Annotated in this window: 4 protein-coding genes; all 4 read right to left on the reverse strand. The window is 34.6% G+C overall.

Features of this window, described 5'->3' with window-relative positions; genetic code table 11:
- Positions 1-2,031 (reverse strand): SprB repeat-containing protein (locus DG508_RS01055; RefSeq protein ID WP_159090577.1); only part of this gene is annotated, 2,031 nt, incomplete at its 3' end.
- Between the two features lie 4 nt (positions 2,032-2,035).
- On the reverse strand, positions 2,036-4,126 hold the full coding sequence (locus tag DG508_RS01060) for a fibronectin type III domain-containing protein (RefSeq protein WP_159090579.1): 2,091 nt from the start codon (positions 4,124-4,126) through the stop codon (positions 2,036-2,038).
- Entirely contained in the window at positions 4,126-8,973 is a 4,848-nt protein-coding gene (locus tag DG508_RS01065) for a hypothetical protein (protein ID WP_159090580.1), read from the reverse strand. Before DG508_RS01065 ends, DG508_RS01060 begins: the two co-directional genes overlap by 1 nt.
- 75 nt (positions 8,974-9,048) lie before the next feature.
- Positions 9,049-14,049 (reverse strand): fibronectin type III domain-containing protein, encoded by a 5,001-nt coding sequence (locus DG508_RS01070; protein WP_108866376.1) that lies wholly within the window; start codon positions 14,047-14,049, stop codon positions 9,049-9,051.
- Between the last annotated feature and the right edge of the window lies 1 nt (position 14,050).

Raw genomic sequence — 14,050 nt, forward strand, 5'->3', positions numbered from 1 at the left:
AATCTCACAATTATTTTGATCCGTTACTTTATATTCATAAAAACCAGCGCCTAGATTAGAAAGAGTAGCACCTGATTGAGTAAAAGAAGTGTCAAAAAGTTTAGTCCACACTACAGTATATCCATCGGGGTTATCAACAAGATCAAATGGAGTCCCTCCTGAAATAGATAATGCTATAGATGCATCCTTACTTTTAGGGCATTGTATTTGGTTTATAGTTGTTGTAAGTAAAAGAGGGTCTGGCCCTTGTACTTCAAAAGATTTTTCAGCCTTATTTCCTCCATTATCAGTAACTGTAACTTTATAAATTCCTATTCCTACACTTGATAATGTAGCCGCTGTAGTACCATCAGACCAGAGGTAACTATATGCTCCTGTAGGGGTTAAAAAACCTCCTGCTGCACTAGCAATAAGACTCACTTTGGAGTCTGAACACGCTACCTTATTAGGGGTCATACTCATAGTAATCGCTATAGGTTTTGGGTCTTCTAAAATAAAAGTTTCTAGTACTGAGCTACAACCATTATTATCTGTTACCACAATAGTATATATGCCCGCATATAAATCATTGATACTCGTATTTGTAGAACCAACAGGCGGAGTAAAAGGAATTCCATTTCTAGTCCAATTATAAGTTGTATAATTACCTGATCCTCCCGCTATAGTAATTACAATACGCCCATTATTACCTGCAATACGTGTAGGGTTTTTGATCAAAGATTGTAAGCCTGTTACATCGGGTATACTAGAAAAGCGCTCTTCTACAGCAATGACAGGACTTGATACGGTACATCCATTTCCATCTCGTATTAGAATCGTATAATTGCCTTTTATTAACTTATCAAATAATCTTTCTTCTTGCCAAGAGGCTCCATTATTAATAGAATATTCATAGGTAGGTGCTGGCGATACTCCTGGAGTTCCTCCCAAAGGAGCAACGGTAATACTCCCATCATTACCCCCAAAACATTGCACTCGTGTTGAAGTACCTATCACAGATAATTCTGGTAGTACATTAATAATAAATGGATCACTTTGATCATAAACATCTGGAGTATTTTTGATATCATCAAAACCTTCTCCGTTACTCTTGGTTTGCCAGAATAGTTTGTAGGTTCCAGAAGCAATATTTTTAGGATTCCAGGTATAGGAACGGCCATTAAATTGTTCAGGTTTGTCTAGTATTTTGGATTCAAGTCCATCAAACGAACCGTTCACTAAGTGGTATAGTTCAAGTTTCATTTTTTCTCCTTTTGAAAAGTCCAATTTTCTATTAAAGGTAGCCGTAAAACTACCATTGTCATTATCGTTTGTATTAATGCTATTACTACAAGAAGGTTGAATATCAACTATAGGGCCATCTAGTGTGGGGGAGCAATTAATAATTGTCATAGATCGAATATTCGTAAACTTTGTACCATATCCAGTTTGAAACTGAATAGTACTTCCTTTTTTCCATTTATCTGCTGTAGTGTTGGTTCCATCAAAGAGCTCTTTTAAGGTAAAAGTGGTTTCTCTTCTTTCGTTTTTAGAAGCAGGAAAATCAACCCATCCTTGATTATCAATATTAAACCGCCAATGGTACCCATAATTAAGTGTTATTTCCTGATCTATGCAGAGTTCACTTACTGCGGGTTTATTAATATGAATCGTATATATCCGTGTGTAAAAATTACAATCTATACGATTGCTATTAATCAAAGAGGTCGCAAAGTCATTTTTATTGTATTCAAAAGTGTCATTTGAATCACAGGTACCACTACTAAGAGAAACCCAATGACTAGAAAGGTGTACTTTAGCGATATTGAAGTTATTATTTAATTCGACAAGATCATAATAAACTTCTCCTGTATTTCCCGAAGCACCATATCTTATAGATCCATAGTTCTCTGGAGAATCAGTCCTTATATTTGCATTAAAGTGATTTGCATGTTCTTCTCTATCTACTTTTGTAATAATTAAAAACCCATAGTCTTGAGCGAGTCCAATTTGGACTATAAAAAAAGTAACGAAATATATAATTTTTTTCATAGTTCTAATATTTTACTTCAATTTCTTCCCATTCACTTATACTACCGTCATTAAATGTGGCTTTAAAAGCATAGGTATAACTTGTATTGGTGATTAATTTCTGATCGATCCATCTGTTATCATTTGGATCTAATCTTTTATATAGTATAAATGGTGTTTCTTTCGTTTTGCGATACACTTGTATTTCTACAGCATTTCTATTAGTAAAACGCCATGTAAGTTGTATAAACTTTTGTTCTCGATCTACCGTGGCATATAATCCTTTTATTCCTGGTTGCAATAGTGCGCCAGGCATATTGATTAGAATAGGGGGCGTAGGTTCACTTTCTAAACCACCTTGATCTATCGTAATTAGTGTGTAGTTATATTTTTTTCCAGGATTGACTTTGCCATCTATAAAGCTTGTAACGGTATCTATACTTGTTTCGAATATTTTTTGCCAAGGTTGGCTAATCGAGTCCTTAGCTTCTTTACGATATACAATGGTCGATTTCCAATCTTCTACAGAGCTATTGATCCAACTAAGACTTACCTTATTTTTTTTGATTTCGTAGGTTTTAAATACAGGAGATGTGGGAGGTATGCGATCAGGTTTTATTAATATCAAAGTATCTGATCGCAATGATTCATTATATCGATTATCTTCTGCAACTATATGATAATACACCTCTTTATCAAAAGAAGTCATATCAATACTGTCTATAAAGCTCTCTTTGATAAGATTAGCTTTGTTTAATTTTGTAAACTCTTGATCTTTACGGTAGGCTCTTAGAATGTTATATCCTTTTAGATCTAACTCGGCATTTTTGCTCCATTTTAGGGTTACTACTCCTAATGTGTCTACAGTACCCTCGAGCCCTTGTGGTTTTTTTGGCGGAATACTATCGATGGGTTGAACCATCGCTGGCGGAGACTTTTTGTAGTCTTGATTTTTACCAACTGCTTTTAGTTTAAAATAATTAATATCTGATAGTGGGCTATAAGTAACTTTTTTTTGATCAGGAGCAATACTATCTATAACTATTTTATAGGGGCCTATAGCAGTTTCGGCACGTAATAATTCATATTTTTTAAGTTTCCATTGTTCATCCTCGGCAAAGGACCACTGTAGTTCTACTTTGTTTTCAGAAATAATATTGGATGAAGTAAAAAGTGGCTCTGATTTAATTTCTTTAAACCCAATAAGTACTGCAGGGTCAGAAGGAGGACTGGTTTCATTAAAGAAGCTAGTTCCTTTAATACGATACCAATACTTTTTACCGTATTGAGGGATAGAGTCTGTATAAGAAACTCCAGTATATGGGGTATCTGCCAATTTGGTGATCGGTACATTATTTATTTTTGTAAAATCTTTTCCGTTTTCTGATCTTTCTAAGTTATAAGCAGTATAATATGGTTTTAATTGATCATATTCCCAGACTAGTACAAAGGCATTTTGGTAGAAATACCCGAAAAAATCAGCAGGTTTTGGTAATTCTTCACGGTCTTTTATATTTATAAAGATACCAGAAGGCTCTATCTCTATTTTTTTAGTTGGGATCGCACTTTTTATGTTATACAAATATTTTTCGTTCTCTTTTACATTGGTATCTACATATCCAAGTCCTGCATACTGGGCTACTTCAAAATCCCGATCGATAGCAAACATAGAAAATCCAAACCTACGATCGAGTTCTTCGCTTTCATAAAAAATCTTTAGCAGTTGATTATCACCTTCATTATTAACCTGAAATGACTCTCCGTAAATGGCTTGTGCTGCCACTGCTGCCATTTCATTGTCTTGTACATACGTTCTCCATTCTTCTAATGGTTTAGGTTTAATCGTATCTCCCGAAAGGATTATTTTTTCGGGATTGGCTAGTGGTTTTCCATCTCGTAACACTGTTGTACGTTCTATAATATAGCCATACTGATTCCCATGTTTCCAAGCATATTTATCAGTGACCCCCCAACGTAAAAGTATAGCATCAGCTTTTGCCAAGGCTTTGACAACTATTTTTGGTTGAGACTCAGTTTCTTTTTCTTGAGCCGATAGTAAAGAAGAAAACCCAATAAAAAAAATGGTTATATATAGTATGGTCTGTTTTAACATCATTAAAAGAAATTTTTATAGTCTACCTTAATTTTATTACCCGTCGTTTTATTTGGTAATGTGTACTGAAATTCTACTTGATATTTTTCTACATTGATATACGGAAAACTTCCTTCCATAATGTATTTATACTTCTCATATGCATTCATATCTATCGTATTCGTATTAAGGTATCTGTTTACAATTTTATATTGCAGGTATACATAATCTTGTTTGTATGCCGCTGCCAGATTCCATCTAAAAGGGAATCGCTCTTTTAAATAGCGGTTTTCAGGATTGTTTTGTACATATTCACTATAAGTAAGAGAAGGTTTTATGTTTTTCATAGGCGGTGTTCCTAATACGTTCTCATTTCTATTTACCCGTATATTGGCATCTAAAGGATAATTCTCATAGAGTAAAGGATAAATTTCTTTCTTAAAATAGACATCTGTTTTCATCCCTACTCCTGACATCAAAGGTTTGTTTAGCGTATATCTTGTACCTACTACTTCATTGACATCAAAAGGTTCGAATTTTGCAATACGTAACTCTAATTGTGCAGCATTAGAAGATCCATCCATAAAGTTATAATAGTCTGTAACATTCATTGCTCTTATTTTCTCTTTAAAAGTGCTGTATTTACTAGTTCCAAAGCTGAATTCTAATCGACTTATAGAGGCATCATTGGTAGCATTCCCTGTAAGGGTATTTTGAGAAATAGCAACAGTATTCTCATCATTCACCTCGTCAATTACGATCTGACTAGAAGATTCATTTCCATTTTCTAATCCTGATTTTGAAGTTATCAGTTTGTAGGTAACTCCTGTTTCTTTAGGTAATTTTGGCACATTAAACCGTAATGTATTGCTAGCATTATCATAAGAAAATTCGGTTTTAAATGTTTTTCCATTTTCGGTAACAAAAAATAATTCGTCTTTAAATCCTTTTGTACCAAACAAATAATCTTGTCCTTTTTCTAATTGCACATATCCTGTATTGCTTTCTTTAGGTAATACATACCGTTGATTTACTATAGGGTACATATGTTCGATATTTTTATGAGGTATTTTTGTAGGAGCTTTACCTGTAGTAAAGGTTATTGTTCTTTCTTCTAAAACAGGTTTTCCGTTCTCGAGTACTGCTACCCATTGTCCTCCTTGATATTGATTAAACTGTACCTTTACTGTAGCAGTAATTTTCTTTTCTGGCGGAAAAATATCGTCTGTTTCAAAGATCAAAACATCTTTTTTTGTATTCCATACTTGTTCTCCTGATATAATGGTATTTCCATCTTTTAGGGTAATCTCATTAAGCAAAACTTGATATTTTTGATTCCCTTGATCTGTTTCAATTTTTACTATTTCACCTATAGGAACGTTAAAGGCTACTTGCACAGACTCAAATACATCTACTGTTTTTTCATTGTCTTCTGGCATTATATCTGATATGATCTGTAGATTTTGCATCCCGCTTTTTCCTATGATCTCACATTCATCACCTAGCGTAACTTTAAGTCTTGCACGAACTGTAAACCCTAAAACTTCTACACGTACTCCTGCATATCCTTTTACATACCATGGATTTGGTAATTGTCCTTGTGCCAACACGGCAAGTCCTGCTCTAAGGATTGGGGCTCTTAATCTCATCCCAAAAACCCTGATTTGCACTCCTATTTCACCTTGTAAAAAAGCGTAAAGTTGTCCTGTAGCATACCATCCATCCATACCTATTGGCCCCGATCGGCCTCTACAATGGGCATCTCCAAAATCTTTAAGCATTAGATCAAAGCCTACGCCTGCTTTTACAGAGGCATAAACAATTCCCCAATCAAAGCTTTTTCCCATTGTAAAACTTGCTCCAAAAGCATACCCAGTTCCTTGTGCTAGTTGACTATTAAAATTTCTTCCAAAAAGAAGTTCCTCTCCTTTTAAACCTAAAATGTCTATAACATTAGGAGGAGGTAATGCAGGATCTGGTAATATGGTTCCTGTCATATAATATAGATCGATTGCAGCATCAAAAGGACCGATAGGAATTCCTGCAACACCAAAACGCTTGGTAGGGGTACCAATATAGATATACCAATCATTGGGAGAATCATAGAATTCTATATATCCTAATCTATTTTTTTCTCCTGCTCCTTTTATCATCCCAAGGTTTAGAAACACATCAAACATCCCCCAGTAGGTATCATTTCTAAAATCAAAATCAATTGCCATTTGTGCTGCAAATTCTTCTTGACCTGTAAGAATATTAGGGAATACATGGGTTGCAAAATATTTGATTCCTTCTTTATCAATAGACATTTCACTAAAAGCGGGGTTCTTCTTTTCTTTCTCTGCCAGTTTCACCTGCATATTAGCTACGGTACCAAATGGGCCTGCGTCGCTTCCGTTACCTTTCATAAGAGCTGCACCCCCATAGAACCCAAGTCTACTAATACCTCCGCCAGTAGATTGACTATTAAAACTCATCTCGATGGCACAAAGCCCCGTGAAGGTTGCTGATTTTTTAACTTTAAAAGCTGCCATAGCCTTAAAACCAAGTTCTGTATCTATATCGGGTTGATAATAGATTCCTGACATGCTGTGCTTTTCTTTCTCCTCCATGCCAGCTTTGCGCATATGGTGATATAGGCCACCACCTAGCTCTATAATTTTAAAACTTTTGGAGCTCTTATTAGACGTTGGTTTTCCAAAAGCATCGACATACCAGTATCTAAAATTATCTTTTCTTCCAAAAATTCCTTTGGCATCAAGCTCTACTTTTAAACTTTCTGCATATAATTTAAGTTCACCAGTGAGTCCCTTACCATATACAGGGTCTTCTCTAAAGAAATTAAGCTCGCCATAGAACTCAAAATTCTTTCGTTTTACATCTACTATGATGGCATCGATTTCTGTAGTATCATATGACCACCTTAAATAATCTCCTTCTTCCAGTTTACCAATGATACGCAATCTGACATCTCCTTTTATTCCTGTTTTATCCAGATTGATATAACTGTTTAAACCAATCTCTGCGCGATCATCGGGATAGGTTTTTGCTTTTATATCATAAAACCCTAGTTCGAACCCACCAATTTTGGGTAATGCAATAGTATCTTTAAAGCCCATGTATTTTATGGAGAGATACGGGCGTGATTTAGTTTGTATTTTAAAGTTTTGAAATGCGAGCCCTTCAAAATTAAGTGATTCGATCTCATTATTTTTCATGTTTTGCGAAGAAGAAGTCGCTAAAGAATCTTTTTGTTCTTTATTAAATGCCATCAACCCCGTTAGATTCGCTTCTGGATAAAAGTTTCCTTTCTCGACTTCCATTTTAATATAGGATTCGGGAAATAACGTAGCCTTACCTTTAAAAATACTGAAATCTATATCATCGGTTACTTCTACCCGCATACTATAATGGTTATTAGAAGTAATTAAGCCTTTATAAGCTAGTGCTCCACCATCTTTATCTGCCTTACTTATGGGGAGTACCAATTCGCCATTAAAATCGGCTTTGATAAAATGATTGACTTGTAAATCTATATTAATAGAGTCTAAGGAGTATTGCCATTTACTGGCATTCCCTTCATTAATATTGAAGATATTGGTAGCAAAAAAGTTGCCCGAAACTCCAAAATTATCAATCAATAAACCTTTGGCACCAAAGGAAATTCGCTTTTTGGATTTTGTAATCTGAAACTCTGGTGGTAGGGTAATGGTTACCTCTTCGCCATAAAAACCACGCCATAGTTCTTTTTGATCAGCTGGTATTAATTGTTGTTCTTCATATATTTTAGGGAATTTTACTACAGAAGAATTCTTGGTATCACTAAGATCCAATACTACATTATGCATTTTAAATCCCCAACCAGATAGTGGCACTAATTCAAATTTTGGTAAATCTAATTCGATCAAAAGATCTTGTAAGGAATTCGCTACTAGACTAAAGCTTGCCCCTACATAACTCTCATTACCTGCTATTTTTTTACCATCCTGTGGTTTTGTTTCTCCAGGAAATTTTTTGGTACCGTCTTCATTTAATGGGATGGCTACTGTTTTTGCAATTCGTACATCGGCTTCTAAGCCAATTTCACTTACTTTACCTGTACAATCAATTTTTACATAGGTCTGTTTGGTAGCACTACCATCGCTTTCTAGTCCTCCTTTGAATGTAATAGCCCATTGTCCCCCACTTTGCCCTACAGGTAAATCCCCAATAAGATTCAATTGTGCTTCGCCATAGATGCCTCCTTGATGTGATAATTTTACATTACTAGCCATAAAGAAAAGTTCTGTGCTTAACTCCCCCAAAGTAAGTTTGGCAAATAAATCAACCTCTGCATAGTTCGCATGTAATTTTGCTTTAACCACCCCTATGGTTATCGAAGAACTTGCTGATACGTCTTTTTTGATCCCTACAGGAAATTGCAATAACTCTTTACCACTAAGAATATTGACAAAGCTTTTTTGCTTTTCTATCTCATTAAACAATTCTTTTGCTTTACCAATGAGAGAATCTGTTTTTGGAGTAGGTTTATATATTTTTTTGATGTAGTCTTTGGTAAACTCTGCAACCCCCTTAAAGAAACCTTCTGTGGGTGCTTCTGCTAAAGCGGTTTCTAATTCTGGAAAAGATCGAAATTGTTTAGTATTGTATTTACGTAAAGCATAGACACTATTTTGCTGTTCTGCTACACGTTTTGCTTTGAATGCTGCTAATCGTTGTAGTGCTATTGAATCTAATCCTTTGGTTATCGAGTTTTTATATAGCGATGATACCGTATTCTTTTTTGCGACCAATAATGAATCTTTACCAGTACTGGCAAAGCAGGTAGCTGATAGGAATAGGGTAAGTATGAACAGATGGTAGTTTTTCATTCGATTTTGGTTTACTTGCTACTGTTTTATTATTGTTTTTATTTTTTCCTAGCAAAAACGTTACATGCTTAGAGATTATTCGCCTTTTGTTATTTCATCAATAATATCTTTAGTTAAGTCTTTACTAATATTATCTCCCGTTCCAATAGTAACATCAAGTCCTGTGTCAATTGTTATAAGGATTATGTTTTTCTCATAAATTTTTGAAAAATAGTGTCTATCTCCGTCTATCTTGTGGTAATACTTATATACGTCACTCATGTCATTAAAAATCTCTTTGTAGCTCATCGTTTTTCCGTTGACCGTAATAGTCTTTTTGAATTGGCTATTCCCTTTTTCTAGAATTTTGCTCATCAATTTTTGATATTCTTCGGGAGAGCAAATCTTTCTTTCTAGAAAAATCAAAAGCCTATTCACATCATTAACTCCCTTGAATAAATCGACAAGCTTATCTGAATAACCGTACTTTTCTATAATGGTGGTTAATCTTTTTAAATTAGGTGCTGAAAGTCTAGCCATGTTAAAATTGGCTTTTATAAGTAGATCAATGGCTGTTACTCCAGACTTTGAAGCTAACATTTGTTCAACAGCTTTTTTGTAATAACTGTTTTTGTTTTTAACTAAGGTTTCAAAATCTATTATTTTTTTTAATAGATCGACGGTTTTGGGAGTTCCCAAGTTTATTTTTTCTTTGAAAAAGAGGAAACCGTTTTTGACAAAAGGAGTACTCTTTGGCAACAAATTTTTAATTTTATTGGAGTATCTTCCAATTGTTCCCGAAATTAAACATTCACTTAATAATTTAGATATCTCAATTATTATTTCTTTTGTAGGTTTTTTCTTTATATTATAAACTAAATCGATCAACGCCCCAGAGTCTATTCCTATAGCACATCCCCACATTGCTTCAGCGGAATTTGAACTAGGAGAATATATTTCCTTTACTCCAGCCATAGTTATATCCAAGAAAAAATCTTTAGAAAAGATTTTAGATATTTCTTCTTGAGTAAGTTCATCTCCTTTTAACTCAATCAATAGAATTCCTGCAATGATATTTCCTAAAGCCTCTACTGTTGCTCCCTTTACAAACTCTTTACTGACATGTTTTCCAAATTCATTTAAAATTTGGACCCCATGTTGTGCAATTAATCTCTGAATCATAGCAGCCATTACAACATCTTTACTCGAACCAACAGCAAATTTATTCCAAGAATAAAAGGCAGAATTAGTACCAAATTGAGCTATATATTGGATATAACCATCTTTCATTGATATGGCTTCTGCATTTCCATTTTTTTCAAAATTTAATATTGCAGTTCTAAGTACAGTGTTACCGTTTATGATCTCTAACCTGGACTTTAAATCATTAAAAGAATACTCATATGGGACTTTATTACCATCCTCTCTGAATTTTTTCCAATCTTTGGAATTCTTATTGTAATTTTCAGGAATTCCTTCTCGTAAATTAACACTAGAAAATATTATTTCTGCATCTCTAGCAAAGGTTTCTATAGGAAAATGTTCTTTAGCAAGAAACTTATCTTTAGAATAAATCTTATGTTCTTTTAGATATTTTAGCACTCCATTTAAAGAATTACTATATTCCTTCTGTAATTCATGACCGTAAAAAGCAAATGTTTTATCTTTTAATTTATTGGTCATGTAATTGGAAAATTCAATAAGATCTTGTTTCTGATTATCAGGAGTATCATATTCCAGAGCATAATATATGTTCACTCCCAGTCCGTCTATTACTCCGTTTGCTCCTGCGTATCCACATTGTTTCCCTTCTCTACTAATCATTAAAACGCCTTCAGTGTCAGGTAAAAAGGGAGGGGTAGCAATACCTGTATGAATGTTAGCAAGTGTCTTATTGCTCCATCGAGCTTCAACAATACAATCTAAATAAGCATTTTTATACTTCTTTTTAGATATTGAAAATATTTCTTTACCAATTGGAGCATATTTTATGTCTTTATATCTCAAAGATTCAAACAAGACTAAAGCTTCTTCACTAGAAGTTTTAATTTTTTCTTTGATAAACCTGTTCCAGTCATCTTTTTTTATGTAACCGAGGAATTTTTGGCTTTCTTTATAGAACGTACCTTGGTATTTTTCGTTGTTTTTGATAAAAGATATTACAGCACCGTCTTCGTTGAACTGAACATGAGATGCATCATCTAATAAAATAGCAGTGCCAAAAGGAGATAGATAACCATATTCTCTCCAATAATTATTATCTATACTTAAATATTTTGTTATGGTGTTTTGAATAAGTTCCCCATCACTATCATCCTGAAACAACATCAATTTCAAACTAGGATCACTCATCGTTGCCCAGTTAGGATATCCCAATTCAGTACCATTACCATAATCCATAAGCCAAGTATTGGCTTGTTCTGCCTTATCAATATTTTCGCCAAAAGGATGTTCTAGGTTAAAAACACCATGTCCCAATTCGTGCGCAGCAACTTTAAGAGCAGAATCTTTCTTCTCAAGTCCGCTCCCCATATGTTTTTCGAACAAGAATCCCCATTGTCTAGTTTTGGGCATAAAACCACTTAGCGGTTTAGATACCACGAATTCATCACCCAACACCAATACAAAGTATTGCTGAGAGTCGTAGTAAGGGTATTGTTTTTTAAAGGCTTTATATATGTTTTTTAATTCTGTAGGATAGTCTGCTAAGATGCCACTACCATCGTAATCAATAACACCATTATCATTGTCATCCCAGTCTTTTTGAGCAATCGTAATATTAATGGCATTAGGTTTTACTTTGAATTTACCACCTGCTTTGCCAAAAATATCATTTAAATCTGCTTCTAGATTCGGCAGATTGTTTCCTCCATTTATAGTAACTACTTGTACGGGAGTTTCGGTATGTTTCTTTAAGTGATGTACAAAGAAACTTGCCGCAATTTTATACTTTTTGTCGGTAGGGTCTAAATAAGTAACAACACATTCTTCTGTACGATAAGGATTTGCACCAGAGATCGTAATTTTATAGGTGTTGGTATTGGCTAATCGTTCATGTTTGATCGCTTTATTCTTAGCCGTTTTAATGATGAGGCTATCGATATTTATTTTGGTATCATTAATTGTGATATCTGCATAAAACACATCACTTTCTCCTTGTATGATCGCCTTATGAGCAGGGTAATAAGTTGATCCTTCTGAGGTATTTATTTTTGGGTATGTTGCTTTCTCGTAGTCATTGTTTACCAGATCTAATGCAAATTGTGTTTTGCCTTCCTCATCTTTATGAGTTCTAAAGGTGACAGTAATAGCATCATTGGTAATAGTATCTACATAAGGATCTTCTATCGTACCATTATGAGTCCCCGATTGTATGCCATCTGTATTATCAGTTGTTAAAGAAGGTGATGTATCTCCTGTACCTGTTTGGGTAATAGTACCATCTTTATCTACTGTAAACTCATCACCACTGGCATCGGTTATAGTATAGGTGTCACCCTCATCATAGTCAAAAGTGTCTTGACTACCGTTTGGATTTGTGATAATAATCTGCCCATCGGCAATGCTAATATCGTTTGCATCTATATCATAATCAAGCCGTGGAATTTCTGTATTATCCCCACCTGTAAATACATCTGCAATATCTTCGACTACATCGATTACCTCATCTACATCTAGAATATTCCCCCATTTTGGGTCATAGGTGGTAATTACTGTTCCTTCTGCAAGTTGGTTTTCGTTATTTATAAAAACATTGGTAAAATTAACTGCTACTTTGATACTATTAAAGTACGGGAAGGTAACATACCCTTTTCCAGAAAAACGACCATTACTACCATTCGTTTCTGTTACTTTAACAGGAAAATCACCAGCTTTAAAAACATTCCCAGGGAACAATTGTTCTAAAGGTTCCATATTCTCGATATCCATATCAGGAGATATACCACAATCTACTAGACTGGTTTGATCATCTTCATTGGGCGTAGTGAAACTCTGTATACGAGAGTATTCACTTTCTGAAATCAAACATTTCTTATAGACCTGATATTCATATGTAGTTCCTGCTCGCAAATCCCATAATGTAACCCAATTGCCATTAGTTCTTGAGAAAAACCATTCATTTTGATTTCCCTTTTCTCGATAGCGCACCTTAAATTCAGGAACATCGGTTGCAAAATCATCCCACAAAATATTGATATGCTGAGCTCCTTTTATCTCATGTCGTACATTTTCTGGAGTGTCACAAGGAGCAGTATAATTAAACCAGTATATCTCGCTAAATCCTTTGTTTTTAAAAAGACCTATTTCTTCGGCACCGTTGATAGCTTTTGCTTGTACTCGCCATGCATATCGCTTGTTGGATAAGAGTAAAGGATCTGCAGGACCATATAAATAAGATGTATTGGTTGTAGTTGTTTGAAATACTGGTGGAGACCCTAAAAAAGCTGCTTGAGGATTCATTGTCTGATCCCAGATCTCTACAATACTTAATTCGTATTGAACATTACTTACATTAATATGCCTTGGTGTCCACTGAAATAATAAATTTAATGGATTTTGTTCAGAAATATCAGTTTGATTATTTGGGGCAATTAGTAAAGGTGGTTCATTCTGAAATATATAAGTAGTTACACACGTTTTTTGTGATATTCGTGCTCCTGTAGGAGCATCATACACCTCAAAACAGAATTGATACGAACCTTCTGGGATTACTTGTCCGTATGCGGCAGGAGAAATACCTGATATGTTTTGCAAAGTAAAATATGGCGCCAATTCTAGATTCGTAAGTAAAAGAGGAATTCCTCCTTCTACAAATAATGACGGAGCTCCTATAATTACATCTTTACTCTCGAAAGCAATACCATTACCTTCAAAATAGGTTTTTAATTTAATCTCTCTCCCAGTTTGAGAAAGGTCATTTAAAACAATTTGGAGTTTTAAAGGGCCACTTGAGGAGCTCGCATCTGCATAGGATGAAAAATAAATAGGAGCAGGAGGCATAACCTGAGGCACCAATGTAACTGGATAGGTTTGTGATATCACACCTTGCCATGCAAGTAATGCTATTAAAAACAGAATATGTAACCTTTGTTTCATA

The organism is Aquimarina aquimarini, assembly GCF_900299535.1.
Classification (GTDB): Bacteria; Bacteroidota; Bacteroidia; order Flavobacteriales; family Flavobacteriaceae; genus Aquimarina; species Aquimarina aquimarini.